The sequence below is a fragment of the Streptomyces sp. NPDC040610 genome, from assembly GCF_055594065.1.
In genome coordinates this window covers 537,393-563,372 of the sequence record NZ_JBVIXA010000005.1, presented here as the reverse complement: position 1 = coordinate 563,372, position 25,980 = coordinate 537,393, and the positions used below count along the sequence as shown (strand labels likewise).

At 72.7% G+C, this 25,980-nt stretch carries 23 protein-coding genes; 6 read left to right on the top strand and 17 right to left on the bottom strand.

Annotated elements, in window-relative coordinates; genetic code table 11:
- Positions 1-16 precede the first annotated feature (16 nt).
- Positions 17-415 carry a VOC family protein gene (locus ACZ6AA_RS21240; RefSeq protein ID WP_468459759.1) on the bottom strand — a complete coding sequence of 133 codons (399 nt, stop codon included), beginning with the start codon at positions 413-415 and terminating at the stop codon, positions 17-19.
- Between the two features lie 99 nt (positions 416-514).
- Between ACZ6AA_RS21240 and ACZ6AA_RS21235 the strand changes: the two genes are divergently transcribed.
- A complete protein-coding gene (locus tag ACZ6AA_RS21235) occupies positions 515-1,030 on the top strand; it encodes a CGNR zinc finger domain-containing protein (RefSeq protein WP_468459761.1) in 516 nt (171 codons plus the stop codon).
- 6 nt (positions 1,031-1,036) lie between these two features.
- Here ACZ6AA_RS21235 and ACZ6AA_RS21230 read toward each other — a convergent pair whose 3' ends face one another.
- Positions 1,037-2,380 (bottom strand): UDP-glucose dehydrogenase family protein, encoded by a 1,344-nt coding sequence (locus tag ACZ6AA_RS21230; protein ID WP_471459407.1) that lies wholly within the window; start codon positions 2,378-2,380, stop codon positions 1,037-1,039.
- 189 nt (positions 2,381-2,569) lie between these two features.
- Here ACZ6AA_RS21230 and ACZ6AA_RS21225 point away from each other — a divergent pair, with 189 nt between their 5' ends.
- Positions 2,570-3,727: an acyl-CoA dehydrogenase gene (locus tag ACZ6AA_RS21225; RefSeq protein WP_468459764.1), complete on the top strand. Its 1,158-nt coding sequence runs from the start codon at positions 2,570-2,572 to the stop codon at positions 3,725-3,727.
- 78 nt (positions 3,728-3,805) lie between these two features.
- On the opposite strand, the gene ACZ6AA_RS21220 is transcribed toward ACZ6AA_RS21225, so the two are convergent.
- From ACZ6AA_RS21220 to ACZ6AA_RS21205, 4 genes are all read right to left on the bottom strand, one after another.
- A complete protein-coding gene (locus tag ACZ6AA_RS21220) occupies positions 3,806-4,717 on the bottom strand; it encodes an alpha/beta fold hydrolase (protein WP_471459405.1) in 912 nt (303 codons plus the stop codon).
- A 177-nt stretch (positions 4,718-4,894) separates the two neighbouring features.
- Positions 4,895-6,103 carry a dipeptidase gene (locus ACZ6AA_RS21215; RefSeq protein WP_471459403.1) on the bottom strand — a complete coding sequence of 403 codons (1,209 nt, stop codon included), beginning with the start codon at positions 6,101-6,103 and terminating at the stop codon, positions 4,895-4,897.
- Positions 6,104-6,107: 4 nt separating this feature from the next.
- Positions 6,108-6,641 (bottom strand): 5-(carboxyamino)imidazole ribonucleotide mutase, encoded by a 534-nt coding sequence (gene purE, locus ACZ6AA_RS21210; RefSeq protein ID WP_468459770.1) that lies wholly within the window; start codon positions 6,639-6,641, stop codon positions 6,108-6,110.
- Positions 6,638-7,789 (bottom strand): 5-(carboxyamino)imidazole ribonucleotide synthase, encoded by a 1,152-nt coding sequence (locus tag ACZ6AA_RS21205; protein ID WP_468482496.1) that lies wholly within the window; start codon positions 7,787-7,789, stop codon positions 6,638-6,640. The genes purE and ACZ6AA_RS21205 overlap by 4 nt, the downstream gene beginning before the upstream one ends.
- A gap of 263 nt (positions 7,790-8,052) precedes the next feature.
- Here ACZ6AA_RS21205 and ACZ6AA_RS21200 point away from each other — a divergent pair, with 263 nt between their 5' ends.
- Positions 8,053-8,595 carry a GtrA family protein gene (locus ACZ6AA_RS21200; protein WP_468482497.1) on the top strand — a complete coding sequence of 181 codons (543 nt, stop codon included), beginning with the start codon at positions 8,053-8,055 and terminating at the stop codon, positions 8,593-8,595.
- Positions 8,596-8,651: 56 nt separating this feature from the next.
- Here the strand turns inward: ACZ6AA_RS21200 and ACZ6AA_RS21195 are convergent, their stop codons facing one another.
- Both ACZ6AA_RS21195 and ACZ6AA_RS21190 read right to left on the bottom strand, forming a co-directional pair.
- Positions 8,652-9,950 (bottom strand): ATP-binding protein, encoded by a 1,299-nt coding sequence (locus tag ACZ6AA_RS21195; protein WP_468459776.1) that lies wholly within the window; start codon positions 9,948-9,950, stop codon positions 8,652-8,654.
- A gap of 677 nt (positions 9,951-10,627) precedes the next feature.
- Entirely contained in the window at positions 10,628-11,305 is a 678-nt protein-coding gene (locus tag ACZ6AA_RS21190) for a response regulator transcription factor (protein WP_016644465.1), read from the bottom strand.
- A 539-nt stretch (positions 11,306-11,844) separates the two neighbouring features.
- On the opposite strand from ACZ6AA_RS21190, the gene ACZ6AA_RS21185 reads away from it, so the two are divergent.
- Complete coding sequence (locus ACZ6AA_RS21185) at positions 11,845-13,335, top strand: peptide MFS transporter (protein WP_468459779.1); 1,491 nt, start codon at positions 11,845-11,847, stop codon at positions 13,333-13,335.
- Between the two features lie 108 nt (positions 13,336-13,443).
- Positions 13,444-14,394 (top strand): alpha/beta hydrolase family protein, encoded by a 951-nt coding sequence (locus ACZ6AA_RS21180; protein ID WP_471459400.1) that lies wholly within the window; start codon positions 13,444-13,446, stop codon positions 14,392-14,394.
- Between the two features lie 37 nt (positions 14,395-14,431).
- Here ACZ6AA_RS21180 and ACZ6AA_RS21175 read toward each other — a convergent pair whose 3' ends face one another.
- The 6 genes from ACZ6AA_RS21175 to ACZ6AA_RS21150 all read right to left on the bottom strand — a co-directional run bounded on the left by ACZ6AA_RS21175 (position 14,432) and on the right by ACZ6AA_RS21150 (position 20,550).
- Positions 14,432-15,820 (bottom strand): hypothetical protein, encoded by a 1,389-nt coding sequence (locus ACZ6AA_RS21175; RefSeq protein WP_471459398.1) that lies wholly within the window; start codon positions 15,818-15,820, stop codon positions 14,432-14,434.
- A gap of 83 nt (positions 15,821-15,903) precedes the next feature.
- The gene (locus ACZ6AA_RS21170; protein ID WP_471459462.1) at positions 15,904-17,028 is read right to left on the bottom strand and encodes a hypothetical protein; all 1,125 of its coding nucleotides are present in this window, start codon (positions 17,026-17,028) and stop codon (positions 15,904-15,906) included.
- Positions 17,029-17,161: 133 nt separating this feature from the next.
- Complete coding sequence (locus ACZ6AA_RS21165; protein ID WP_471459396.1) at positions 17,162-18,181, bottom strand: COG1470 family protein; 1,020 nt, start codon at positions 18,179-18,181, stop codon at positions 17,162-17,164.
- Positions 18,182-18,220: 39 nt separating this feature from the next.
- The gene (locus ACZ6AA_RS21160; protein WP_468459786.1) at positions 18,221-18,991 is read right to left on the bottom strand and encodes an LPXTG cell wall anchor domain-containing protein; all 771 of its coding nucleotides are present in this window, start codon (positions 18,989-18,991) and stop codon (positions 18,221-18,223) included.
- 399 nt (positions 18,992-19,390) lie between these two features.
- Positions 19,391-19,900, bottom strand: a complete 510-nt coding sequence (locus ACZ6AA_RS21155) for an ATP-binding protein (protein ID WP_468459788.1) — start codon at positions 19,898-19,900, stop codon at positions 19,391-19,393.
- A 281-nt stretch (positions 19,901-20,181) separates the two neighbouring features.
- Positions 20,182-20,550 carry an STAS domain-containing protein gene (locus ACZ6AA_RS21150; RefSeq protein ID WP_468459790.1) on the bottom strand — a complete coding sequence of 123 codons (369 nt, stop codon included), beginning with the start codon at positions 20,548-20,550 and terminating at the stop codon, positions 20,182-20,184.
- A 260-nt stretch (positions 20,551-20,810) separates the two neighbouring features.
- On the opposite strand from ACZ6AA_RS21150, the gene ACZ6AA_RS21145 reads away from it, so the two are divergent.
- The gene (locus ACZ6AA_RS21145; RefSeq protein WP_471459394.1) at positions 20,811-21,803 is read left to right on the top strand and encodes an RNA polymerase sigma factor SigF; all 993 of its coding nucleotides are present in this window, start codon (positions 20,811-20,813) and stop codon (positions 21,801-21,803) included.
- A 147-nt stretch (positions 21,804-21,950) separates the two neighbouring features.
- On the opposite strand, the gene hutI is transcribed toward ACZ6AA_RS21145, so the two are convergent.
- From hutI to ACZ6AA_RS21130, 3 genes are all read right to left on the bottom strand, one after another.
- Positions 21,951-23,123, bottom strand: coding sequence for an imidazolonepropionase (gene hutI, locus ACZ6AA_RS21140; RefSeq protein WP_471459392.1), 1,173 nt, complete (start codon positions 23,121-23,123; stop codon positions 21,951-21,953).
- Positions 23,124-23,313: 190 nt separating this feature from the next.
- A complete protein-coding gene (locus ACZ6AA_RS21135; protein ID WP_468459998.1) occupies positions 23,314-24,669 on the bottom strand; it encodes a formimidoylglutamate deiminase in 1,356 nt (451 codons plus the stop codon).
- Entirely contained in the window at positions 24,666-25,868 is a 1,203-nt protein-coding gene (locus tag ACZ6AA_RS21130) for an allantoate amidohydrolase (RefSeq protein WP_468459796.1), read from the bottom strand. The genes ACZ6AA_RS21135 and ACZ6AA_RS21130 overlap by 4 nt, the downstream gene beginning before the upstream one ends.
- Positions 25,869-25,980 lie beyond the last annotated feature (112 nt).

Below are 25,980 nucleotides of genomic sequence, written 5' to 3'. Positions count from 1 at the left end.
AGTCGGGTCGGCCCGGTCAGGGCACCAGGCAGAAGCAGAACGGGTGCCCCGCCGGGTCCGCGTACACCCGCCAGTCCCGCTTGCCGCCGTCGTCGTCCAGGTCGAGCGGGCGGGCGCCGAGGGCGAAGGCGCGCTCCTGGGCCGCGTCGATCTCGGCCCAGGTCGAGCCCCCGTCGAAGTCCAGGTGGAACTGCTGGCCGTTGGCGTCGGAGCGCGGCCACTCGGGCGGGGTGTGGCCCTCGGCGCGCTGGAAGGCGAGCCGTACGCGGCCGGGGGCGAGCAGTTCGACCCACTCGCCGTCGCCGTCGTCGTCGTGGATCGTGCCGCCGATGAGCCCGGCGTAGAACTCGGCGAGGGCGTGCGGGTCGGGACAGTCGAGGGCGACAGTGCGCAGGCGGACGACAGGGGTGGCCATGACCTCTCCTCGGTCGAAATCTCCGTTACCGGCAATCGGCGTTCTCCGGTAACCGCTTCGGTTACCCCATAGTGGCCCCTTACGGGTAACGTCGCAACCATGAACGACAGAGCGCCCGCACCGGGGGGCCTCGCGCTGATCCAGGACCTGGTGAACACGCTGGACATCGAGGCGGGCACCGACCAGCTCGACACCGAGGCGGGGCGGGCCCGGTTCGGCCTCGCCATGGGGGACGTGGACGCGGCCCGGGAGCTGCGCGAGTCCCTGCGGGCCGTCTGCCTCGCCCACGCCGGACACCCGCCGCACCAGGAGGTGCGCCCGCTCGGCGAACTCCTGGCCGGGGCGCCCCTGTTGGTGCGCGTGGAGGAGCCCGACGGCGCCGCGTCGCTCGCGCCCGCCGACCCCGGCCCGCTGGCGTCCCGGGTGGCGGCGGCCGTCGCGGAGGCCGTCGTGGCGGGCACGTGGTCCCGCCTCAAGGGGTGCGAGGCCGAGACCTGCCGCTGGGCGTACTTCGACCGCAGCCCCGGGGGCCGGGGCCGCTGGTGCGACATGGGGGTGTGCGGGGCGCGGGCCAAGATGCGCGCGTACCGGGCGCGCCGGGCAGGCCCTGGCTGACCCGTCCTAGGCCGCGGGCCGCCCCATCGCCCGGTACGTCCACCCCGCCGCGCGCCACCGCTCCGGGTCCAGCGCGTTGCGGCCGTCCAGGAGGACCCGGCGGCCGACCACCGCGCCGAGGGCCTCGGGGTCGAGGTCCCGGAACTCCTGCCACTCCGTGAGGTGCAGGACGACGTCGGCGCCGCGCACGGCGTCCTCGGCGGTGTCGGCGTAGCCGAGGGTCGGGAAGAGGCGGCGGGCGTTGGCCATGCCCTTGGGGTCGTAGACGGTGACCTGGCCGCCCTGGAGGTGGATCTGCCCGGCCACGTTCAGGGCGGGCGAGTCGCGCACGTCGTCGGAGTCGGGCTTGAAGGCGGCGCCGAGGACCGCGACCCGCTTGCCCAGGAAGGACCCGCCGCCGACGGCGTCGCGGGCCAGCTCCACCATGTGGCCGCGGCGCCGCATGTTGATCGAGTCGACCTCGCGCAGGAACGTCAGGGCCTGGTCGGCGCCCAGCTCGCCGGCGCGGGCCATGAAGGCGCGGATGTCCTTGGGCAGACAGCCACCGCCGAAGCCGATGCCCGCGCGCAGGAACTTCTTGCCGATGCGGTCGTCGTGGCCGAGGGCCTCGGCGAGCTTCACCACGTCGCCGCCCGCGGCCTCGCAGACCTCGGCCATGGCGTTGATGAAGGAGATCTTCGTGGCGAGGAAGGAGTTCGCGGAGGTCTTGACCAGCTCGGCGGTGGGGAAGTCGGTGACGATGAAGGGGGAGCCCTCGGCGACCGGCGTCGCGTACACCTCGCGCAGGATCTTCTCGGCGCGCTCGCTGCGGACGCCGACGACGATCCGGTCGGGGTGCAGGGTGTCGTTGACCGCGAAGCCCTCGCGCAGGAACTCCGGGTTCCAGGCCAGCTCGACGTCGCCGCCCGCGGGGGCCAGCTCGGCGAGGCGGGCGGCGATGCGCTCGGCGCTGCCGACCGGCACGGTGGACTTGCCGACGACCAGGGCGGGCTTGGTGAGGTGCTTGGCCAGCGACTCCATGGCGGCGTCGACGTAGCTCATGTCGCAGGCGTACTCGCCGTGCTTCTGCGGGGTGTTCACGCACACGAAGTGCACGTCGCCGAAGTCCGCGGCCTCGGCCCAGTCCATCGTGAAGCGCAGCCGCCCGGTGGAGCCCTCGATGCCCGCGACGTGCTTGCGAAGCAGCTCGTCCAGGCCCGGCTCGTACATCGGGACCTCGCCGCGGCGCAGCGTCTCGATCTTCTCCGGCACCACGTCGAGCCCGATGACCTCGAAGCCGAGCTCGGCCATGGCCGCGGCATGCGTGGCGCCGAGGTAGCCGGTGCCGATCACGGTGATCTTGAGGGCCATGCGGTGCTCCAGTGGATCGGGTACGACGGCTGCGCGGTGCCCGAGCATAGTCCTGGCGTAACAGGGGCTCTCACCGGGCACAACTTCCGCTGTCGTCAAGCTCACGTATCCCTCACGTGGGCGGGCCCCTAAAATTTGGGTTACTTAACGGTAATTAGCGTCCTCAGCGTGCTTGGAGCGTGAGATACCTTGGCCGGATCGGCTGACTTCGACCTGTACCGCCCGTCCGAGGAGCACGACATGCTCCGCGACGCGATCCGTTCGCTGGCGGAGGCGAAGATCGCCCCGTTCGCCGCCGCGGTGGACGAGGAGGCCCGCTTCCCGCAGGAGGCCCTCGACGCCCTGGTCTCCTCCGACCTGCACGCCGTGCACGTACCGGAGAGCTACGGCGGCGCGGGCGCCGACGCCCTCGCCACGGTCATCGTGATCGAGGAGGTGGCCCGCGTCTGCGCGTCCTCCTCCCTCATCCCGGCCGTGAACAAGCTCGGCTCGCTCCCCGTGATCCTCTCCGGCTCCGAGGACCTGAAGAAGAAGTACATGACGCCGCTGGCCAAGGGCGACGCCATGTTCTCGTACTGCCTCTCCGAGCCGGACGCCGGTTCGGACGCGGCGGGCATGAAGACGCGGGCCGTCCGGGACGGCGACTCCTACGTCCTGAACGGCGTGAAGCGCTGGATCACCAACGCGGGCGTCTCCGAGTACTACACGGTGATGGCCGTGACCGACCCCGAGAAGCGCTCCAAGGGCATCTCGGCCTTCGTCGTCGAGAAGGGCGACGAGGGCGTGTCCTTCGGCGCCCCGGAGAAGAAGCTCGGCATCAAGGGCTCCCCCACCCGCGAGGTCTACCTCGACAACGTCCGCATCCCCGCCGACCGCATGATCGGCGACGAGGGCACCGGCTTCGCCACCGCCATGAAGACCCTGGACCACACCCGCATCACCATCGCGGCCCAGGCCCTCGGCATCGCCCAGGGCGCCCTCGACTACGCCAAGGGCTACGTCCAGGAGCGCAAGCAGTTCGGCAAGCCGATCGGCGACTTCCAGGGCGTGCAGTTCATGCTCGCCGACATGGCCATGAAGATCTCCGCCGCCCGGGCCCTCACCTACCAGGCCGCCGCGGCCTCGGAGCGCGGCGACGCCGACCTGACCTACCTCGGCGCCGCCGCCAAGTGCTTCGCCTCGGACACCGCCATGGAGGTCACCACGGATGCCGTCCAGCTCCTCGGCGGCTACGGCTACACCCGTGACTACCCGGTCGAGCGCATGATGCGCGACGCGAAGATCACGCAGATCTACGAGGGCACGAACCAGGTGCAGCGGATCGTCATGGCCCGCAACCTGCCGTAGTTCCGGGGCCGCCCCGCCGTACGAAACGTCGCCCCCTCCCCGCGCCGGGGAGAGGGCGACGCGCGTGTCCGGGCCGGTTCAGCCGAAGAACGCGACCAGTTGCCCGGTGACCGTCTCCGGCTGCTCCTCCGGCAGGTAGTGGCCCGCGTCCGGGACCGCGCGCACCACCGCGTCCGTGCCGTGGTGGGCGAGGGTCTCGCGCAGGTAGTCGAGGTTGCGGTCGCCGGCGAGGCCGAGGATCGGGGCCGCCACCCGGTCGTACGTCGTGAAGTCGGCGATGTCCTGGCGGAAGGCCTGGTACCAGGCGTTGCCCGCGCGGACGGCGTCCGGGGTGTCGTACGCCGCCGCGTACACGGCGCGGGAGTGGGCGTCGATCGAGGACTGGTCCTTGAGCAGGTAGCCGAACAGCCAGTCGGCGAAGAGGTCCATGCGGCCGTCGAGCAGTCGCTCCGGGAGGCCCTTGACCTGGTTGAAGGCGAACCACCACAGGTAGATGCCGGGGTCGGTCTCCCAGTCGGTTCCGGCCTCGACCGCGGGGAGCAGGGGGAACTTCCGGAGGTTCTCGTCGGGGTGCGCCACGTCCAGGAGTGCCAGCTTGCCGGTCGCCTCGGGGTGGTTGGCGGCGAAGGCGTACGCGACCATGGCGCCGATGTCGTGCCCGACGAGGTGCACGCGGTCGTGGCCGAGGTGGCGGATCAGTTCGTGCACGTCACGCGCCATCGTCTTCTTGTCGTAGCCGCCCGCCGGCTTTGCCGAGCCGCCCATGCCGCGCAGGTCCACGGCGATGACGCGGTAGTGGCGGGCCAGGGCCGGCATGATCTTGTGGAACTGCCACCAGGTCTGCGGCCAGCCGCCGAGCAGGACCAGCGGCTCGCCGCTGCCGCCGGTGACGTAGTGCAGCGTGGTGCCGTTCACGTCGGCGTGGGCGCTGGTGAAGTCGCCCTCCAGGGAGCGGGCCAGATCGGCGTCCGTCAGTCGTGCGTCGGTCATGTCGTTCTCCCCCAGCAGAGTTGTGTACCGGTCATCCCAATATCGGGGCGAGCGGGTTCGCTTCACCCCGGCACGAGAACGCTAACCCATTTAGATCGATCAGTCCATAACTTGCCGCGAAGCCGGGGCGCGGCCCCAACAGCCGCGCCCCGAAAGCCCTTTGGCCCGCCGCCAGCGTCAGCCGTCCAGCTGCTCCAGCGTCGCGATCGACGGCCCCCGCCGCGACTGCTCGTCGCGGGCCACGTCCTCCGCCGCGCCGAGGACGCGGACGGCGTTCTGCCAGGTCAGCTTGGCGAGGTCCGGCTTCGACCAGCCGCGGGTGTGGAGTTCCGCGATCAGGTTCGGGTAGCCCGCCACGTCGTCCAGGCCGGACGGGGTGAAGGCGGTGCCGTCGTAGTCGCCGCCGATGCCGATGTGGTCGACGCCGGCGACCTCGCGCATGTGGTCGAGGTGGTCGGCGACCGTGGCGGCGGTGGCGATCGGGCGCGGGGTCGACTCCTCGAAGGCGGCGTGCACCTTCATCGCCTCGGGGGTGGTGTCGAGGTGGTGGAAGCCGTGGGCGCGCATGTTCTCGTCGGCGGCGAGGGTCCAGTCGACCGCCGCCCGGAGCACGAACTTCGGTACGAAGGTGGCCATCGCCACGCCGCCGTTCGCGGGCAGCCGCTCCAGGACGTCGTCCGGGATGTTGCGCGGGTGGTCGCACACCGCGCGGGCGGAGGAGTGCGAGAAGACCACCGGCGCGACCGAGGTGTCCAGGGCGGCCCGCATCGTCGTCGCCGCGACGTGCGAGAGGTCCACGAGCATGCCGACGCGGTTCATCTCCCGGACCACCTCGTGGCCGAACGGGGAGAGCCCGCCGACGCCCGGCTCGTCCGTCGCGGAGTCCGCCCAGGCGATGTTGTCGTTGTGCGTGAGCGTCATGTAGCGCACGCCGAGCGTGTACAGGGCCCGCAGCGTGGCCAGGGAGTTGTTGATGGAGTGGCCGCCCTCGGCGCCCATCAGGGAGGCGATGCGGCCCTCGCTGCGGGCCGCCTCCATGTCGGCGGCGGTGTGCGCGGCGCGCAGGTCCGCGGGGTGGCGGGCGAGCAACTGCCGTACGCAGTCGATCTGTTCGAGCGTCGCGCTGACCGCCGTGTCGCCCGCCATGTCCGCGCGGACGTACACCGACCAGAACTGCGCGCCGACGCCGCCCGCCCGCAGCCGCCCGATGTCCGTGTGCAGCCGGCCCGTCTGGTCGGCGGCGATGTCGAGGCGGTCGATGTCGTACCCGGCCTTCTCGCGCAGCGCCCACGGCAGGTCGTTGTGACCGTCGACGACGGGGAACTCCGCGAGCAGGGCACGGGCTTCGGCCAGGGGTTCGGGCAAGCGTTCGGACAGCATGGTCATGCGCTCACTTTCCCGAGCCGAAGCCGAAACCGGAACCCGCGCCCTCGACCTTGGCGCGAAGGCGCTTGCCCTTCTCCGTCGCCTGGTCGTTCAGCTCCTGCTGGAACTCCCGCATCCGGCCGAGGAGTTCCTCGTCGTGCGCGGCGAGCATGCGGGCCGCGAGCAGGCCCGCGTTGCGGGCGCCGCCCACCGAGACCGTCGCGACGGGCACGCCCGCGGGCATCTGCACGATGGACAGGAGGGAGTCCATCCCGTCCAGGTACTTCAGCGGCACCGGGACGCCGATGACCGGCAGCGGCGTGACGGAGGCGAGCATGCCGGGCAGATGGGCGGCGCCGCCCGCGCCCGCGATGATCGCCTTCAGGCCTCGGTCCGCGGCCTGCTCGCCGTACGCGACCATCTCGCGCGGCATGCGGTGCGCGGAGACGACGTCGACCTCGTAGGGGATCTCGAACTCGTCGAGGGCCTTCGCGGCGGCCTCCATCACGGGCCAGTCGGAGTCGGAGCCCATGACGATGCCAACAACGGGAGAAGTCATTCGGTGATCGTCCCTCTGAGGTAGCCGGCCGCGTGACGGGCGCGGTCAAGCACGTCGTCAAGGTCGTCGCCGTAGGTGTTGACGTGGCCGACCTTGCGGCCGGGCTTCACGTCCTTGCCGTACATGTGGATCTTCAGCTGCGGGTCGCGTGCCATGCAGTGCAGGTACGCGGTGTACATGTCGGGGTAGTCGCCGCCGAGGACGTTCGCCATGACCGTCCACCTCGCGCGCGGGCGGGGGTCGCCGAGCGGCAGGTCGAGGACCGCGCGGACGTGGTTGGCGAACTGGGAGGTCACCGCGCCGTCCTGGCTCCAGTGGCCGGAATTGTGCGGTCGCATCGCGAGTTCGTTGACCAGGACCCGGCCGTCGGCGGTCTCGAACAGCTCGACGGCGAGGTGCCCGACCACGCCCAGCTCCTTGGCCACGCGCAGCGCCAGCTCCTGGGCCTGCCCCGCGAGCTCCTCGCCGAGCCCGGGCGCGGGTGCGATCACCGTGTCGCAGACGCCGTCGACCTGCCGCGACTCCACGACCGGGTACGCCACTGCCTGCCCGTGCGGGGACCGGACGACGTTCGCCGCCAGTTCCCGTACGAAGGCGACCTTCTCCTCGGCGAGGACCGGGACGCCCGCGCGGAACGGCTCGGCGGCCTCTTCCACGGAGCGCACGACCCACACGCCCTTGCCGTCGTACCCCCCGCGCACGGTCTTGAGGACGACGGGGAACCCGTCACCCTCCGTGGCCCCCTCGGCCGCGAAGGCCGCGACGTCCACCGGATCCTTCACGATGCGGTGGCGGGGGCAGGGCACCCCGAGCTCATCCAGCTTCGCGCGCATCACCCCCTTGTCCTGGGCGTGCACCAACGCGTCGGGCCCCGGGCGCACGGGGATGCCGTCCGCCTCCAGGGCCCGTAGATGCTCGGTGGGTACGTGTTCGTGATCGAAAGTGATCACGTCGCAGCCCCGCGCGAAGTCACGCAGCGTGTCGAGGTCGCGATAGTCGCCGATGACGACATCGCTGACGACCTGCGCCGCGGAATCCTGCGGGGTGTCACTGAGGAGCTTGAACCTGATGCCGAGCGGGATGCCCGCCTCGTGTGTCATACGAGCGAGCTGCCCCCCGCCGACCATGCCGACTACCGGGAACGTCACACCCACAGGGTATCGGCCATCCGGGAGCGGCCCGATTCCGTGCGCGGGCGTCACAGGGGTGCCACGGAGTGACGCCGTCCACGAGCGCCGACAGAGGTCGCTGGTTAGCATGGCTGGGTTGACGCGAACGAAATGACGGATCGACCGGGAGAGGCGACGGATCGACTGGGGAAACCGACCGGCGATGCGGACGCGGACCACCCGCTCGACATCGATCCCGTCGACGGACCACATGCAATCGACGGGGGCTGGGGCGATCAACCATGACGGAGCGCGGCGCACTGAGGGTGCGGTTCGACCGACTCGCACGTGAAGTGGCCAAGTTCGGGGCCGTGGGGGCGGTCGGGACGCTGGTCAACTTCGCCGTGTTCAACCTGGTGCGGCATCTCACGGATCTCCAGGTGGTGCGCGCGAGCGTCATCGCCACCGTCGTCGCCATCGCCTTCAACTACGTGGGGTTCCGGTACTTCACCTACCGTGACCGCGACAAGAGCGGCCGCACCAAGGAGCTGACGCTCTTCCTGCTGTTCAGCGCGGTCGGCCTGGTCATCGAGAACGGCGTCCTGTACGTCGCGACGTACGGCTTCGACTGGGACAGCAGGCTCCAGTCCAACGTCTTCAAGTTCGTCGGCATGGGCATCGCGACGCTGTTCCGCTTCTGGTCGTACCGCACCTGGGTGTTCCGTACGCTGCCCGCCCGCGAGGCCGTGGCGCATGCGGAATCGTTCCTGGAGGACGGGGAGCGGGAGCCGGGCGGCGGCGAGGGGCGGACGAGCACGGCTTCGGGGGCTCGGGGGCGGGGCTGAGGGGCGTCGCGCGGGCGGGGCGGCTGGGCCGCGCTGACCGCTGCGACTGCGACTGCTCAGCGCACCGTGTCCTCGGTCGGGTCCGAGCCGTCGTGGTACTTGCCGTCCCTGCCCTCCCGATATGACGGCGTACGGGACAGGAACAGCCCGAACACCGGCGGCTTGCCCTGGAGCATCTCCAGGCGGCCCCCGTCCGCTTCGGCCAGATCCCGGGCCACCGCGAGGCCGATTCCTGTCGAATTGCGCCCGCTGATGGCCCGCTCGAAGATCCGCGCGCCGAGGTCGGCGGGCACGCCGGGGCCGCTGTCCGTGACCTCCACGACGGCCTGGTTGCCGGTGACGCGGGTGCGCAGGGCGACGGTGCCGCCGCCGTGCATCAGGGAGTTCTCGATCAGCGCGGCCAGGACCTGGGCGACCGCGCCCGGGGTGCCGACCGCGTGCAGATGGCGCTTGCCGGAGCTGACGATGGCGCGGCCCGCGCTGCGGTAGGCGGGGCGCCACTCCTCCAGCTGCTGCTTGATCACCTCGTCCAGGTCGAAGGTGACGGCGGAGCCGGTGCTGGGGTCGCGGGAGTTGGTCAGCAGCCGCTCGACGACGTCCGTGAGGCGCTCCACCTGCGTGAGCGCGACCGTCGCCTCCTCCTTCACCGTGTCCAGGTCGTCGGTGAGGGTGATCTCCTCAAGCCGCATCGACAGGGCGGTCAGCGGCGTACGCAACTGGTGCGAGGCGTCGGCTGCGAGGCGCCGCTCGGCGGTGAGCATGCGGGCGATGCGTTCGGCGCTGCCGTCCAGGACGTCGGCCACGCGGTCCAGCTCCGGGACGCCGTAGCGGCGGTGGCGGGGGCGGGGGTCGCCGGAGCCGAGGCGCTCCGCGGTCTCCGCGAGGTCGGTGAGGGGGGAGGTCAGGCGGTTGGCCTGGCGTACGGCGAGGAGGACGGCGGCGACGATGGCGAGGAGGGCCACGCCGCCGATGATGAGCAGGGTCCGGCCGACCTCCTGCGTGACGGCCGTCCGGGGCTCCTCGACCGTGACCTTCTCGCCCTCCTCCCCGTCCCGGGTGGCGCGGATCACGTCGCCCGTGGGGCGGGTGCCGACCTCGATGGGGGCGCGGCCCGGGATCTCGATCCGGGCGTAGCGGTCCGTGTCGACCTGCTTGCGCAGCACCTCCCCGCTGACGCGCTCGTCGCTCAGCAGCCGGCTGTCCACGATGCCCGCCAGGCGCAGGGCCTCCGAGTCCACCCGCTCCTGGGCACTGTTGCTGATCGTGCGGGTCTCGACGATCACCAGCGAGACGCCGAACACGGCGATCACCACGAGTACTACGGCGAGGGTCGAGTTGATGAGGCGACGACGCACGGGGCCCTCCGGCCGGGCAGGGGGACGGACCACCCCAGTGTGCCCCTCACCTGGAGCACACCGGGCCACCACGCCCCCGCGGCAACCCTCCCCACCGCTCCGCGGCGGTTCCTCCCACCCGCCCACCCGAACTGTCGGACCCGGCTTGCTGCCGGGGCGGGGGTGGAGGGGAGCTGTTGGGCCCGGGTGTTCGCCGGGGGGCGGGGCGTTGGGACCGGGTGTTCGTGGGCGGAGCGGAAACGTTGAGCCTGGGTGTTCGTGGGCAGGGCGGGAACGGGGGCCTTGGACCGGGCGTTCACGGGCGGACCGAGGCCAGAGACTCGCCCCCGGACGCTCACCAACGGGCCGAAGCCAAAGGCCCGAACCCCGACGCTCGCCAACGGGCCGAGGCCGGAGGCTCTGCTTGCTCGGGTGAGGCGGGCCGGAGGGCGGGCGGTGGTGGCCGTCGCGGTGCGACGGGTGGTTCGGCGGTCAGCCGGGGACCACAGAAACGGGCGGGCGGGTGGGAGACGCCCGGCCGCGCAGCGGACGGGCAGGGGGCTGCCGCCCGAGCGACACCCACCGCCCAGTCAGCACCGACTACCCGGGCGGCACCGACTACCCGGAGGGCGGCACCAGGCCCCGGGCCGGGGCCTGGGCCTGGGCCGGGCCCCGATGGTGCAGGCCCCCGGCCTGGGTCAGCTCTTTTCGAAGCGGAAACCGACCCCCCGCACCGTGGCGATGTACCGCGGATTCGCCGCGTCGTCGCCCAGTTTCTTGCGGAGCCAGGAGATGTGCATGTCGAGGGTCTTGGTGGAGGACCACCAGGTCGTGTCCCAGACCTCGCGCATGAGCTGGTCGCGGGTGACGACGCGGCCGGCGTCGCGGACGAGGACGCGCAGGAGGTCGAACTCCTTGGCGGTGAGCTGGAGTTCCTCCTCGCCCATCCAGGCGCGGTGCGACTCGACGTCGATGCGGACGCCGTGGGTGGCGGGCGGCTGGGCCGGTTCGGTGGCGCCGCGCCGGAGCAGGGCCCGGACGCGGGCGAGGAGTTCGGCGAGGCGGAAGGGCTTGGTGACGTAGTCGTCGGCGCCGGCGTCGAGCCCGACGACGGTGTCCACCTCGTCGGCGCGGGCGGTGAGGATGAGGATCGGCACCGTATGACCCTCGGCGCGGAGCCGGCGGGCGACCTCAAGGCCGTCCATGCCGGGCAGGCCCAGGTCGAGCACGACCAGGTCCACGCTGCCCTGCAGCCCGGCGTCGAGGGCGGTGGGACCGTCCTCGCGCACTTCGACCTCGTAGCCCTCGCGGCGCAGTGCGCGGGCCAGCGGCTCCGAGATGGACGCGTCGTCCTCGGCGAGCAGTACACGGGTCATGGGGTGATGGTAGTCCGCGCCGGACCAGCGCAGCAGGGTGATCGCCGGACGGCCCCGCGCCCCCGGCCGCGCCCACGCTCCCCCAAGACCGGAGGAACACGTTCCACCGTCCACTGCATGAGATCCTTGGGGTGGTTTCGCGTACACCTTGGAATGTGGGCTGTTGGTTCCTGCGTCACCTGTGATCCATGTCTCAAGTCCTTCCAAATCCCGCTCTGTCGTGACGTATGGTGGCGAGACGCCTGTAGCACTACTCAAGGACCTTTGGCCCGCTATTGCGCGCCAAAGGTCTCTTCTGTGTGTGGGCCGGTTCTCGCCGGCCTTCGAAAGGAATGACCTGTGGTCGGGCCCCGCACGCGATGACGCGTCGGGGTGTGGATCTCGGTGTCACCCGTCCCTCGTGCCCCACGGACACCGTGGCACTAACCCCTCCTCAGGCGTGCGGGGTGGGCGGTACGACACCGGTGCCGACCGCCCCCCACCGGGCGCGCCCGCGGTCCCCCGCCGCCAGCCGCGTCCCGAACCACGAGGATCGACCCATGGCGTCCAGCCTGACGAAGGACTCGGCCAGCACTCCTGGTTCCGAGAAGACCTTCTTCGGCCACCCCCGCGGCCTGGCCACTCTCTTCATGACCGAGATGTGGGAGCGCTTCAGCTTCTACGGCATGAAGGCCCTGCTTCCCCTCTATCTGGTCGCCCCCGGCGGCATGGACATGGACGCCGCCACGGCGACGGCGATCTTCTCGATCTACATGGCGATGGTGTACCTGCTCGCCATGCCGGGCGGCTGGTTCGCGGACCGGCTGTGGGGCCCGCGCAAGACGATCACGATCGCGGCCCTGGTGATCATGGCCGGTCACATCACCCTGGCGCTGCCCGGCCAGGCGGTGTTCTTCCTCGGCCTGGTCCTGGTGGCCATGGGCTCCGGTCTCCTCAAGGCCAACATCTCCACAATGGTCGGCCACCTCTACGACGGCCCGGACGACCCGCGCCGCGACGGCGGCTTCACCGTCTTCTACATCGGCATCAACCTGGGTGCCTTCTTCGCCCCGCTGGCCATCGGCACCGTCGGCGAGAAGGTCAACTGGCACCTGGGCTTCGCCCTCGCCGCCTTCGGCATGGCCCTCGGCCTGGCCCAGTTCCTGCTCGGCGGCCGCCACCTGAGCGAGCGCAGCAGCGTCGTCCCGAAGCCGGTCGAGCGGCCGGAGCTGATGGGCCTGCTGCGCAAGGCCATGCTGTGGGTCATCGCCGCCGTCGTCTTCTACGGCGTCACGATCGCCACCGGCGTCTACACCCTGAACTGGGCCATCGTCCCGATCACGGTCGCGGGTCTGGTCATCCCGATCTGGGTGCTCGCCCGCATCAAGCGGGACAAGGAGCTGGACCAGGTCGAGCAGTCCAGGATGACGGCCTACATCTGGTTCTTCGTGGCCGCCGCCGTCTTCTGGATGATCTACGACCAGGGCGCCTCCACCGTGGCCCTGTTCGGCAAGAACTCCACGGACACCTCGATCTTCGGCTTCGACTTCCCGGTCTCCTGGTACCAGTCGGTCAACCCGGTCCTGATCATGGCGCTCGCGCCGGTCGCCGCCTTCCTGTGGCTGGCGCTGAACCGCCGCGGCAAGGAGCCGAACACGGTGGTGAAGTTCGCCTCCGGTCTGGTCGTCGTCGGTGCCTCGTTCTTCGTCTTCCTGATCCCGCTGACGATGGCGGGCGACGGCGAGAAGGTCGGCGCGTACTGGATGGTCGCGATCTACTTCATGCACACCGTGGGTGAGCTGTGCGTCTCCCCGGTCGGCCTGTCGGTCACCACGAAGATGGCCCCGGCGAAGTACGCCTCGCAGATGCTCGGCGTCTGGTTCCTCGCCGTCACCGCGGGCGACTGCACCACCGGCCTGCTGTCCACGGCCGGTGTGGACCTGAACAAGACCGGCGTGGTCGCCATGGAGGCCACGCTCGCCGTCATCGCGGGTATCGCCGTGTACATGTACCGCAAGAAGGTCAAGGCGCTCATGGGCGACGTCAACTGACACCCGCCTGAGGCCGTTCGTACGAACTGAGGGCCGCCGCACCACCCGGTGCGGTGGCCCTTGGCGTTTCCCGGGGCGCGCCGACGGCCCCCGGTGGACCATCGCCCCATGACCGTGCGCCATCGCCGCCCGACCGCGCGCCACCGCCGCCCGGCCGTGCGGCACCGCCCCCCGACCGTGCGCCGCGCGCTGCTGACCCTGGGCCTGTGCGGCACGCTGCTGTCCGCCAGCGTCGCCGCCGAGGCCACGCCCGATGCTCCGCCGCCCGGCCGTGGCTCGTCCGTCTTCTCCTACGGCGAGCACGCGCGCCAGACCGTGACCGTGTACGGCGGCCCGTCCGGCGGCGGCAAGCGGCCGTCCCTCGTCGTCCTGCACGGCGGGTCGTGGGCCCGGGACACCGACTGGGGCGGCTGGTCGCGGTGGTTCGCGGCGCGGGGCTTCACCGTGTACGAGACCGACTACCGGCTCTCGTCGGACGCCGTCTGGCCGGCCCAGCGCACCGACGTCCTCGCCGCCCTGCGCTGGATCGCCCGCCGCGAGGGCCCCGGCGCGGCGCGGCCGCTGCTGCTCGGCTCGTCGGCGGGCGGGCATCTCGCGGCGAGCGTGGGCGCGTACCGCGACGGCCGCACGTCCGTACGCGGGGTCGTCGCCCTCTCCCCCGTCGCCTCGCCCTACCGGGCCTGGCAGGACGGGGCGCGCCCCGGCGCCCCGGCCCGGCAGCGGGCGCTGCGGCAGGCGGCGAAACGTCTCGCCGGATGCGACCCGGACACCTCGGGGCAGCGCTGCTGGGCGCGCTGGGGCGACCTGGCGGCGGCCTCGCACGCGTCGGGCGCCCGGGACGCGCCGCTGTACCTGGTGCACTCGGCCGGTGACTACGTACCGCCCGCGCACTCCGCCGAGCTGGCCGCCGCCCAGCGCGGGGCGGGCCTGCGGGACGTGACCGTGCGGACCCTGCCGGGCTCCGCGCACGGCGGCCCGCTCCTGAAGGCGCCTGGGCTCGCCCAGGACGTACTGGCGTGGCTGCGGGCGCACACGGGCACCCGCAGCCGCCAGCCCTAGCGCAGGCCCCGCCTCGGGCCCTGTCCCGGGCCCCGCCTCAGCGCAGCCACCGGCGGCGTCCGCGCGGCAGGAACGTGAACACCGCTCCGCCCAGCAGGATCGCCGTGCCCGCGACCAGGCCGAGCGCCCGCAGCGCTCCGTTGTCCTCGGCGCCGGTGTCGGCGAGCCCGCCGCCGGACGTCGCCGCGCCGCCCGCCGAGCCGGAGGCGGAGCCGCCCGACGTACCGGATCCGCCCGCGGCGGAACCGCCCGACGAGCCGCCGGACGCGCCGCCCGGCTGCGCCGACGTGTCCAGCTCCAGGGACACCTGGGTCTTGGCCGGGGTGCAGGTCGTGGTGGTGCCGAGCGCCTTCACGGTGAGGACGCCCGGGGACAGCGTCGACTTGCCGTCGGCGCCCGGCTTGTACGTGCCCTTGAGGTCGGGGATGGTGATCGGGGCGCCGGACTTGATCGGCTCCTTGTTCGCGGGGCCCTCGACCGGCACCGTGCCCTTGTCGGCGCCGCCGAGCTTGACCTGCATCGACGGGGTGACGGAGTTCGCGGGGATGTCGGCCGGGCTGTCCATGACGGACTTCTTGAACTGCACGGTGAGGCCGTAACTCCCGCCGTTCTTCTTGGCGTTGATCTGCACCGGCGAGGTGGCTTCCTTGTCGCCGATGGGGGTCTTGCACCGGTAGGGGATCTGGACCTCCTTGCCGGGGAAGTCGGTCTGGCCGTCACCGCCGCCGGTGGAGCCGCCGGAGCCGGAGCCGCCGGACGTGCTGCCGCCGGAGCCTGAGCCGCCGCTGGTCGTACCACCGCTGTCCCCGCCACCGGATGCCGAACCGCCGCTGGACCCACCGGAGTTGCCGCCGGACGTGGTCCCGCCGGAGTTGCCGCCCGACGTGCTTCCGCCCGAACTGCCGCCGCCCTCGGTCACCTTGATGGTCGCCGCGGTCTTCACGGCCTCCTCCGGCTTGCACTTGGTGTCCGTGGAGATGGGCTTGTTGACGTTGATGTCGTACGCGTCCGGGGTGAGCGTCACCTCGCCCGGCTTGGTCAGCTTCAGCTTGCCCTTCATGTCGGACAGGACCATCGCACCGCCCTTGGGGATCGGCGGGTTGGTCCGCGTCCCCTCCAGCTTCAGGTCGCCGCTCTGCGCGCCGCCGACCTTGATCGTGCCGGTCGGCAGGACGGTGTCCTTGCCGAGGTCGAGGATGTCGGGGTTCTTGGACGCGGCCTCGACGGTCTTCCACACCACCTCGACCTCGTCGCCAACCTTCGCCTCGGCGGGCACCTTCACGTCGACCTTCGTGGTGCCGTGCACCGGCGGCAGATTGGAGATCGGGGGCGGCACGCACTCGGTCCTGTACGCGACCTCCGCGGCCCGCGCCGGACCGGCGGCGGCGAGCAGGGTCCCGCCCGCGAGCCCCGTGCCGCCGAGCATCAGGGCGACGCCGGCCGCGGTCGCTCTCGTACGGGGTGGTGCCGCTCCCGCCGCCCTCGCGCTCCCTTTCCTCCGCGTCCTCCTCATGATTCTCCCTTCGTCGTGGGGCCGTTGTCGGACGGTGCGGAGAGCTGTGCCGCGGGCGCGCCCGGATCGGCGTCCGGGCTGAACCAGGGCAAGTTGGTGGTGGTGGCCGCCGCGGACGCGGCGGTCTCGCGTTCGGCGGTCACGGCCGACCGCGGCAGGCGCAGCCGCGGCAGGCGCACGGTGAACTCGCCGACGCGGGACGTGCGGTGGCGGCCGGGCGAGCGGCGGGAGCGGGCGGGGCGGAGCCGGTCGACGAGGACCATGCCGACGCGGAAGACGGCCGCGGGCACGACGACGCAGAGCAGGACCCAGAACAGCGTGACGCCCCAGGGGCGGCCCACGCCCCACGGCTGCTCGGCGAGGACCCGGTCGGCGTACCGCAGCGACACCAGATAGTCGCCGTGCGCCCCCGCCGGGAGGTCGACGGACAGCTTGATCTGCGCCTTCCTGCCGGGCGCGATCGTGCCGCGCCACTGCTGCTCCTCCCACTGCGGAGCGAACACGCCGTGCGAGGTGCCGACCTGGAACACCGGGTTCTTGACCGGGGTGGAGCCGACGTTGCCGACGGTGAAGACGAGCCGCCGCGACGGCGGGGCGCCGAACCAGGTGAGGAGCCCGCTCGACCCGTCGAGCCGGGTGTCCGTGAGGACGGACAGCCTGCCGCCGCCCGGCCGCGCGGGCAGCGGCCGCACCGGGTGCCCGGCGACCTTGAACGCCGCGTCCGCCGCGGCCTTCTCGCCGGTCACCGTGGCGACGTGCACGACGCACGGGCAGGCCTCCGGGGGCTCGGCCACGGGCAGCGCCTTGCTGAAGGTGCCGTCGCCGTCGGTGGTGACGGCCCGCCCCCGGGCGTTGGCGCAGGAGTTGGTGCCGCCGGGCACGCCGACGGCGGGCGTGGCCTGCCCGCACACGAGCATCATCAGGAGGGCCCTGGGCCGCCAGCCCTCGCCCTTGACGGTCACCGAACCGCCCGTACCCGCTTGGGACTTGGAGAGGGTGAGGGTCGGCTTGTCGGCGGCGCGGGCGGGCGCGGGCGCGGCGAGGGCGGCGCCGAGGGCGGCGAGCAGCAGCACCAGGGCCAGGGTGGCGCGCAGGAGGGCGGCGGGGGCGCGGACGGGCATCGCGCGCCGGGGGCGATGGTCGCCGCGCCGGGTGCGGGCGTACGCGGCGGGCCAGGGGCGGCGGCCGTCCGGCCGACCGCGTCCGGTGGGCCGCGGGGAGTGTGCCGCCGCGTCGCGGCGGGCTCGTGCCGACTCAACCTTCACCGCAGACCTCCGCCCGCCGACGCCGACGTACCCAGACAAAGCCCCCCGCGAGGACCGCGGCGCCCCCGAGCGCGCTCCCCGCGACCGCGGGCCACGGCACGATCCAGGCGGAGGCGCTCGCCCGCTCCGCCACCCCGCCCGCCGCGGTCACCGTGAGCCGTACGTCCACCGAGTCGAGCGCGGGCACCCCGTCCCAGGGCTCGTTCAGGGACACCCGCCGACCGGGCGCGAGATCACGCGGCACCTGCCGCGCCCGCCGGTCGAGCAGTTCGCCGAACAGCCCGTCGGTCCGCACCACGACCTTCGGCGCGAGCACGGTGGTGCCGCGGTTCACCAGGTCGTACGAGATCCGCCGCGCCCCCGCGTCGACGCGTACCCGCTCCACGGTGAGCGCGGCGAGCGCGGGCCCGCTCACCCGCAGCCGCACGGCGACCCGCGCGTCCCGCCCGTCGCCGCGCGCCACGACCTCACCGAGGTGGTCGCCGGGCGCGGCCCCCGAAGGCACCGTCACGGTGAACGGCACCTCGGCCCGTGTCCGCGGCGGCACGGTCACCTCGCGCCGCGCGAACGCGAGCCACGTCCCGGTGCCCGCGGGCCCTGCGCCGCGCAGGGTCACGGTGCGCGGCGCGGATCCGGGGTTGGTGACGGACAGGGTGTCCCGGAGCACGGAGCCGGGGCCGCCCTCCGCGTAGAAGCAGGGCCGCCCGTCGGACCGCGCGGGCCGCGAACCGCTGCCCGCGGAGGGCGCGATGGACCAGGCGGGACCGCTGTCGGCCCTGCTCTCGGTCCGGCTGCCGGGCCGGCTCTCGACCCTGCTGTCGGCCCGGCTCTCAGCCCGGCCTTCGGCCCGGCCATGGACCGCGCCGCCGCCGGAGCACGCCGGTCCGCCCTCGTCGGCGGCCCGCGCGCCCGGCGCCGGTCCCGCGCACCACGACGCGAGCAGCACGGCGGCACTCGCGCACAGCGCCCGCGCCCCGCGCGTGCTCCACGTCGACGGCATCAGCGGCATCGGCGGCTCCCCGCGTTCGTACCCGGTCCCCGGGGCCGGTCAGCGCGACCGCGCCGCCTGGTTGCGCCGGGTCAGCCACAGCACTCCGGCCGCGCCCGCGAGCAGCACGGTGCCGCCGAGGGTGCCGAGGGCGATGGCGGAGTCGGTGGGTCCGGTCTGCGGGAGTTCCTCGCCGCCGGCCTGGTCACCGGAGCCGGACCCGGACCCGGATCCGGACCCGGATCCCGCGTCGGAACCGGAGCCGGACGTCGCGCCCGCCCCCGTGTCCTGACCCGTGCCGCCGGAGCCCCCGGAACCGCCGGAGCCCTTGACGTCCAGGGTCAGGGACGGCTTGGGGTTGTTCGCGGGCGTACACGTCGTGGTCGTACCGAGCGCCTTGATCGTCAGCACTCCGGCCGTGAACGTGACCTTCCCCGACTTCTTCGGCGTGTACGTGCCCGACAAGTCACTGATCTTGATGGGGGTGTTGGCCGGGATCGCCGCCGCGTTGGTGGGCCCGGAGACCGCGACCGTGCCGCTCTCGGCGCCGCCCAGCTTGATCACGGCGCTGGGCTTCATCGCGCCCTTGCCGAGTTCGACGGGGCTGGAGGAGACGCCCTTCTGGAAGGACATCGTGAGCTTGTAGGCGCTGCCGCTCTTGACGCTCTTGATCTCGATGGGCGAGACCGCCCCCTTGTTCCCGATGGGCGTCTTGCACTGGTAGTCCACGTCCTGGACCTCGGCCTGGGCGGCGGGTGCGGCAAGGAGCAGAGCCGATCCGGCCATGGCCGTGGCGAGCACGAGCGCGGCCGTCTGTTTCTGGTACGACACCTCGTTTTCCCCTCATGCCGGTGGTGCGGGCGAGTCCGTGCCGCTGTGCGAATTTACTGACGGCACATCAGATTTGGCGCTCAAGGTACGCCCGGGGCCTTGCCGAGGGAAGACAAAGGACGCGCCGGATCCATGGTGGTCCGACGCGTCGGGGAAAGCGGGGCGGCGGCCGTTCGGCGACGGCGGCCGGGGCGCGAGGGCGCCGGGGTGGCGGAAGGGGCCCAGGAGGCGGGGGCCGGATGGCCGGAAGCCGGGGGCGGGGTGGGGGGCGGAGCGAGGGGGTGCGAAGGAGGCCGGGGACGAAGTCGCCCCGGAACCACGAGGGAGGGAAGGGAGGGAAGGGAGGGAAGGGAGGGAAGGGAAGGGCGGGAGAGGCGGGAGAGGCCTCGGGCCGCCGCGCTAGCCCGGCGCGCCCAGCTCCGCCCAGACCGTCTTGCCCGTCGACCCGGGCGTCCGTACGACCCCCCAGTCGAGGCACAGCCGCTGCACGATGAACATCCCGTGCCCGCCGGGCCGTCCCGCGCGGTGCGGGGTGCGGGGTGCGGGCTGGCCCGCGCCGCGGTCGGAGACCTCGATGCGCAGGACCTTGCCGTCGCAGGACAGCCACAGCTCCTCGGGGCCCTCCGCGTGCAGGCACGCGTTGGTGACCAGCTCGGAGACGACGAGCAGCACGTCCTCGGCGGCGGCGCGGCGGTCGGCGCCCGCCGCGGGCAGCCAGCCCCAGGCGTGCAGCGCCTCCCGGGTGAAGTCGCGCGAGAGCGGCACGACACCGCTCGCCCCGTTCAGGCTCAGCCTGCGGACCTGGCGGCCCCCGGACTCCGGGGTGGCCGCGGGCACGGGAGCATCCGCGACGGCGGCGTCCGGCTCCGGGCCGCGGTCGCCCGGCGAGTAAGGCCGGGTGGTGCTCATCAGCACTTCACCTCACCGACAAGAGGACTGGACAAGGGAGGAAGTGCGGCGACCGGCGGATCCCCGCCCGCCCGGCTGCCTTCCCGGCCGCTTGCCGTTCTGACTTTGACTTGATGAATGACTTGATGGATGTGGACGACGGACTCAGGGTGTCTCCTGCCCGGCCGAACCGCCCGGACACCCATGGATTCCGCACGAACCGTGTGACACTGGTAACGCAACGATCACACAGCGACAACTGACGCGTAACTCTTTGCGCCATACGCGAGAATCACCCCGACTCAGTCGTCCAGCGCCGCTTCGAGCGTCTCGTGGACGGTAAAGACGGCATCGGCTCCCGTGATCTCGAACACACGGGCCACCACCGGCAGCATCCCCGCCAGATGGACCCCGCCCCCCACGGCCTCGGCCTTGAGCCGGGCACCGAGGAGCACGTTCAGCCCCGTCGAGTCACAGAATTCGAGTCGCGAGCAGTCGACCACGAGCCGTTTGAAGCCGTCGTCGACGCAGGCCTCAAGCGGCTCGCGCAACAAATCGGCGGTGTGGTGATCCAACTCACCCGCCGGGGTCACGACGGCGCTGCGGCCCTCTTTCCGGACTTCGACCAGAAGCCGGCCCCTGTGTGCACTGCCGACCGTCCCGCGGTCCATGCCGTCACTCTCTTCCCGACCGTCGTGGGCTGTTTACCGCGCGCGATGACGCGCGATGACGCCCTTGAACATTACGCCTTCCCTACGGTCCCGGGTAGCCGAACAACCCCCCGAATTCGGACATTTCACTACAGAACGCACTTGCGACTCCGGCGCGGAAGCGGGTAGGGGTAGAAGAGACATCAATCGACACGGACGGCCATGGAGGCGCCGCACACCGCAGTGCACGTAGTGGCATCGGCAGCCATATGCCGAGAACGATGGAGGAGACCATGTCACCCCGGCTCGACGAATCGCGCACTGACCAGGCGACGTCGACACCCCCGCCGAACCGCACCGACACCCGGATCCCGGGTCCCGCCCCCGAGGGCGCACGGGCCGCGACGGCCGAGCCCCCGCTCGCCGACACCGCCGCCGACCCCGCGCGGCCCGAGAGCGTCGGCGAGAGCCTTTCCGGGCTCCCCGAGATCCCCCCGTACGACGAAGTGGCGCCCCTGGACGCCCGCGCGCTGTCCAAGACCCTCTTCGAGCGGCTCGAATCCCTCGAGGAAGGCACGCACGAGTACGCGTACGTACGCAACACCCTCGTCGAACTGAACCTCGCCCTGGTGAAGTTCGCCGCCTCCCGGTTCCGCTCCCGCAGCGAGCCGATGGAGGACATCATCCAGGTCGGCACCATCGGCCTGATCAAGGCGATCGACCGCTTCGAGCTCAGCCGCGGCGTCGAGTTCCCCACGTTCGCGATGCCGACGATCGTCGGCGAGATCAAGCGTTTCTTCCGCGACACGTCGTGGTCGGTGCGCGTGCCGCGCCGACTCCAGGAGCTCCGCCTCGACCTCGCCAAGGCGGGCGACGAACTCGCCCAGAAGTTCGACCGCGCGCCGACAGTGGCCGAACTCGCCGAACGCCTCGGCATCTCGAACGAAGAGGTCGTCGAGGGCATGGCGGCGTCCAACGCCTACACCGCCAGCTCGCTGGACGCCCAGCCGGAGGAGGACGACTCCGAGGGCGCCCTCGCCGACCGCATCGGCTACGAGGACCACGGCCTCGAAGGCATCGAGTACGTCGAGTCCCTGAAGCCGCTGATCGCCGAACTCCCGCCCCGGGACCGGAAGATCCTCTCCCTGCGCTTCGTCGCCAACATGACGCAGTCGGAGATCGGCGAGGAACTGGGCATCTCGCAGATGCATGTGTCGCGGCTCCTCTCGCGCACGCTGGTGCGGCTCCGCAAGGGGCTGACGCTGGAGGAGTAGCGGGACGTCCGTACGGGACCGTCCCGACCGGACACACCGACGGCTTGGGGGCCGCCCTGAAGAGGGCGGCCCCCAAGCCGTTCCTGCGTCTCTTTTCTCCGCTCCTGCGTCTTCGCGTGCTCCTGCGCTCCTGCGCCGCCCGCCCCGTCAGCGCACCCGCGTGCCGCGCTGCCACACGCCCGACACCAGCGGTACGCCCGGCCGGTACGCCAGGTGGACGTGGCTCGGCGCGTCCAGGAGGGCCAGGTCGGCGCGGGCGCCGGGGGTGAGGCGGCCCACGTCCGTGCGGCGCAGGGCCGCCGCGCCGCCCGCCGTGGCCGCCCACAGCGCCTCGTCCGGGGTCATCCCCATGTCCCGTACCGCGAGCGCCACACAGAACGGCACGGACGACGTGAACGACGAGCCGGGGTTGCAGTCCGTGGACAGGGCCACCGTCGCGCCCGCGTCGAGGAGGCGGCGGGCGTCCGGCCACTCGGCGCGGGTCGAGAACTCGGCGCCCGGGAGCAGGGTCGCCACCGTGGCGCTGTTCGCCAGGGCGTCCACGTCGGCGTCCGTCAGGTGCGTGCAGTGGTCGGCGCTCGCCGCGTCCAGCTCCACGGCGAGCTGGACGCCGGGGCCGTAGCTGAGCTGGTTGGCGTGCACCCGCGGGTGCAGGCCCTTGGCCCTGCCCGCCGTCAGGATCGCCCGCGCCTGGTCGCCGTCGAACGCGCCCTTCTCGCAGAACACGTCCACCCAACGGGCGTGCGGGGCGCAGGCGTCCAGCATCTCGCCCGTCACCAGCGCCACGTACGCCGCCGGGTCCTCGGCGAAGTCGGGCGACACGATGTGCGCGCCCAGGAACGTCACCTCGTCCGTGTGCCGGGCCGCGATGCGCAGGGCGCGGGCCTCGTCCTCGGTCGTCAGGCCGTACCCCGACTTCGTCTCGAACGTCGTCGTGCCCTGGAGCAGGGCCTCGCGGAGGTAGTGGGTGACGTTCGCCTCCAGCTCCGCGTCCGTGGCCGCGCGGGTCGCGGCGACCGTCGTACGGATGCCTCCGGCCTCGTACGGGCGGCCCTCCATGCGGGCGTTGAACTCCTTGGTGCGGTCGCCTGCGAAGAGGAGGTGGGAGTGGGAGTCCACGAAGCCGGGGATGGCCGCGCGGCCCTCTGCGTCGTACGTCTCGTCCGCCTGCGGGGCCTTGGCGGTCGGGCCCACCCAGGCGACGGTCTCTCCGTCCAGGACGACGGCGGCGTCCTCGACGAGGCCGAGGGGCCCCTGGCCGAGGGCGGGGTCGTTGGTGACGAGGCTGGCGATGTTGGTGATGAGGGTGGTGGTCGTCATGGTCCTGTCCGTGGGTGGGTGGTTGCCTCCGGCGGTTTCCCCAATCCCGCCCCTTCCCGAAACCGGGGGCTGCCGCCCCCGGGCCCCCGCTGTCGCCGCTTCGCGGCTCGTCCTCAATCGCCGGACGGGCTGAGAATGTGCGGCTGAGTTCCAGCCCCTCCGGCGTGTGAGGAGCGGGGTGGGGGATGGCTCAGCGCAGCGCCCCCACCGCCTCAGCCAACGCCGACGGCACGTCCGGCACCGACACGTGCGCACCGTCACGGACGACATGGCGGCCCCCGACGACGGTGTGCCGCACGTCCACCGCGGAGGCGGCGAAGACGGCCACCTCCGCCGCGAGCCGCGGCGCGGCCCCGGCCGTCCGGACGGAGTCGAGGGCGACGGTGGCGAAGTCGGCGAGGCCACCGGGTTCGAGGGAACCGGCGTCGGCCCAGCCGAGGGCGGCGTGCCCGTCGGTGGAGGCGGCCCGCAGCAGGGCGGCGGCGGTCCAGTGCCCCCGGGTGCGCGAACGGAGGCGTTCGTTGAGCTCCATGGCCCGCGCCTCTTCGAAGAGGTCGATGACGGCGTGGCTGTCGCTGCCGAGGGAGAGGGTGCTGCCCGCGCGCTGGAGGGCGGGGGCGGGCCCGATGCCGTCGGCGAGGTCGCGCTCGGTGGTGGGGCACATGCAGGTGCCGGTGCCGGAGCCGCCGATGAGGGCGATGTCGGCGTCGGTGAGGTGGGTGTTGTGGACGCCGGTGGTGCGCGCGCCGAGGACGCCGTGGTCGGCGAGGAGCCGGGTCGGCGTACAGCCGTGGACGGCGAGGCAGGCGTCGTTCTCGGCGGTCTGCTCGGAGAGGTGGACGTGCAGCGGCGCACCGCGCGTGGCGGCCCACTCGGCGACGGTGCCCAACTGCCGCGCGGGCACGGCCCGTACGGAGTGGATGGCGGCGCCGACGCGCACGTGCTCCCGGTCTCCCTCCTTCAGGAGGGACACCCGCTCGGCCCAGGCCTCGGCCGTGCCGTCGGAGAAGCGCAGCTGGTGGCGGTTGGGCGGCTCGCCCTCCGCGGCGCCGCGCAGCCCCGCGGCGACGTACGCCGTGTCGAGGAGCGTGATGCGGATGCCCGCGTCGGCCGCGGCGGCGATCAGGGCCTCGCCCATGGCGTTCGGGTCGGCGTAGCGGGCGCCGCCGGGCGCGTGGTGCAGGTAGTGGAACTCGCCGACGGCCGTGACCCCGGCGAGCGCCATCTCCGCGTACACGGCCCGCGCGAGGGCGTGGTACGTCTCCGGGGTGAGCCGGTCGGCCACGGAGTACATGACCTCGCGCCACGTCCAGAACGTGCCGCTGCCCACCTGCACGGTGGAGCGCAGGGCGCGGTGGAAGGCGTGCGAGTGGGCGTTGGCGAGGCCGGGCAGGGTGAGGCCGCGCAGGACGGTCGCGCCGGGCGGCGGGGTCCCGACGCCGGTGCGGACGGCCGCGATCCGGCCGTCGGGCCCGACGTCGAGCGCCACGCCGGGCTCGACGTTCGGCTCCAGCCAGGCGTGCTCCGCCCAGTAGGTGTGCGTCAGCGGCACGCGAGACCCTCCAGTACGTCGGCCAGTGCGCGCACCCCGGCCAGGCAGTCGTCCTCGGCGGCGTACTCGGCGGGCGAGTGCGAGACGCCCGTGGGGTTGCGCACGAACAGCATGGCGGTCGGGATCGACTCGGACAGGATGCCCGCGTCGTGTCCCGCGCCCGTGCCGAGCACGGGGATCTCCCGGCCGGTGCGCTCCCGCAGGACCGCGCCCAGCTCGTCGCGCAGGGCGTGCTGGAACTCCACGACCGGTGTGAAGGACTCCCGTACGACATCCAGGTCGATGCCGTGCCGGTCCGCGTACTCGCGGGCCGCCTTCTCGATCGCCGTGACGACGGTGTCGAGGGTGTCCTGGTCGGCGGCGCGCGAGTCCAGCCAGCCGCGGACCAGGGACGGGATGGCGTTGACGCCGTTCGGCTCGACCGCGATCTTGCCGAAGGTGGCGACCGCGCCCGCCAGCTCCGCCTCGCGGCGGGCCGCCAGGACCGTCTCCGCGTACGACAGCATCGGGTCCCTGCGGTCCACCAGGCGGGTGGTGCCCGCGTGGTTGGCCTCGCCGCGGAAGTCGAAGCGCCAGCGGCCGTGCGGCCAGATGGCGCTCGCGATGCCGACGGGGTCGCCGGACAGGTCCAGGGCTCTGCCCTGTTCCACGTGCAGCTCCACGAACGCGCCGATCCGGGCGAGGCGTTCGGGGTCCGCGCCGATCGCCGACGGGTCGTAGCCCGCCGCCTCCATCGCCTCCGGCAGGCTGACTCCGTCCGCGTCGCGGAGTTCGTACGCCGCCTCGCGGGTCAGTCTGCCCGCGGTGAGGCGGGAGCCCACGCAGGCCAGGCCGAAGCGGGCGCCCTCCTCGTCGCCGAAGTTGGTGATGGCCAGGGGTCTGGTGAACTTCGCTCCTCTGGCGCGGAGTTCGTCCAGCGCGGCGAAGGACGACACGACGCCCAGGGGGCCGTCGAAGGCGCCGCCGTCGGGGACCGAGTCCAGGTGGGAGCCGGTGACCACGGCATCCCCCTGGGCCGGGTCGCCCAGCCACGCCCACTGGTTGCCGTTGCGGTCCGTCTCGTAGGTCAGGCCTCGGGTCTCGGCCTGTTCCTGGAACCAGGTGCGGCAGTCCGCGTCGGCGCCGGTCCAGGCGTGGCGGCGGTAGCCGTTCGACTCGGGGTCGCGGCCGATGGGGCTCAGGTCGGCCCACATCTGGAGGAAGGTGGGGCCTGCCGGGGGCTCCCCAACCCCGCCCCTTCCCGAACCCGGGGCTCCGCCCCGGACCCCGTTGTCGGCGCTCCGCGCCTCGTCCTCAATCGCCGGA

Bases quoted from the DNA above. Each gene is read 5' to 3' on its own strand.
- ACZ6AA_RS21145 (WP_471459394.1), top strand. From the start codon at position 20,811: ATGGAGGAGACCATGTCACCCCGGCTCGACGAATCGCGCACTGACCAG.
- ACZ6AA_RS21165 (WP_471459396.1), bottom strand. From the start codon at position 18,181: ATGCCGCTGATGCCGTCGACGTGGAGCACGCGCGGGGCGCGGGCGCTG.
- hutI (WP_471459392.1), bottom strand. From the start codon at position 23,123: ATGACGACCACCACCCTCATCACCAACATCGCCAGCCTCGTCACCAAC.
- ACZ6AA_RS21240 (WP_468459759.1), bottom strand. From the start codon at position 415: ATGGCCACCCCTGTCGTCCGCCTGCGCACTGTCGCCCTCGACTGTCCC.
- purE (WP_468459770.1), bottom strand. From the start codon at position 6,641: ATGACTTCTCCCGTTGTTGGCATCGTCATGGGCTCCGACTCCGACTGG.
- ACZ6AA_RS21235 (WP_468459761.1), top strand. From the start codon at position 515: ATGAACGACAGAGCGCCCGCACCGGGGGGCCTCGCGCTGATCCAGGAC.
- ACZ6AA_RS21150 (WP_468459790.1), bottom strand. From the start codon at position 20,550: ATGGACCGCGGGACGGTCGGCAGTGCACACAGGGGCCGGCTTCTGGTC.
- ACZ6AA_RS21185 (WP_468459779.1), top strand. From the start codon at position 11,845: ATGGCGTCCAGCCTGACGAAGGACTCGGCCAGCACTCCTGGTTCCGAG.
- ACZ6AA_RS21200 (WP_468482497.1), top strand. From the start codon at position 8,053: ATGACGGAGCGCGGCGCACTGAGGGTGCGGTTCGACCGACTCGCACGT.
- ACZ6AA_RS21220 (WP_471459405.1), bottom strand. From the start codon at position 4,717: ATGACCGACGCACGACTGACGGACGCCGATCTGGCCCGCTCCCTGGAG.
- ACZ6AA_RS21180 (WP_471459400.1), top strand. From the start codon at position 13,444: ATGACCGTGCGCCATCGCCGCCCGACCGCGCGCCACCGCCGCCCGGCC.
- ACZ6AA_RS21230 (WP_471459407.1), bottom strand. From the start codon at position 2,380: ATGGCCCTCAAGATCACCGTGATCGGCACCGGCTACCTCGGCGCCACG.
- ACZ6AA_RS21155 (WP_468459788.1), bottom strand. From the start codon at position 19,900: ATGAGCACCACCCGGCCTTACTCGCCGGGCGACCGCGGCCCGGAGCCG.
- ACZ6AA_RS21130 (WP_468459796.1), bottom strand. From the start codon at position 25,868: ATGTGGGCCGACCTGAGCCCCATCGGCCGCGACCCCGAGTCGAACGGC.
- ACZ6AA_RS21175 (WP_471459398.1), bottom strand. From the start codon at position 15,820: ATGCTCGGCGGCACGGGGCTCGCGGGCGGGACCCTGCTCGCCGCCGCC.
- ACZ6AA_RS21190 (WP_016644465.1), bottom strand. From the start codon at position 11,305: ATGACCCGTGTACTGCTCGCCGAGGACGACGCGTCCATCTCGGAGCCG.
- ACZ6AA_RS21170 (WP_471459462.1), bottom strand. From the start codon at position 17,028: ATGCCCGTCCGCGCCCCCGCCGCCCTCCTGCGCGCCACCCTGGCCCTG.
- ACZ6AA_RS21215 (WP_471459403.1), bottom strand. From the start codon at position 6,103: ATGACCATGCTGTCCGAACGCTTGCCCGAACCCCTGGCCGAAGCCCGT.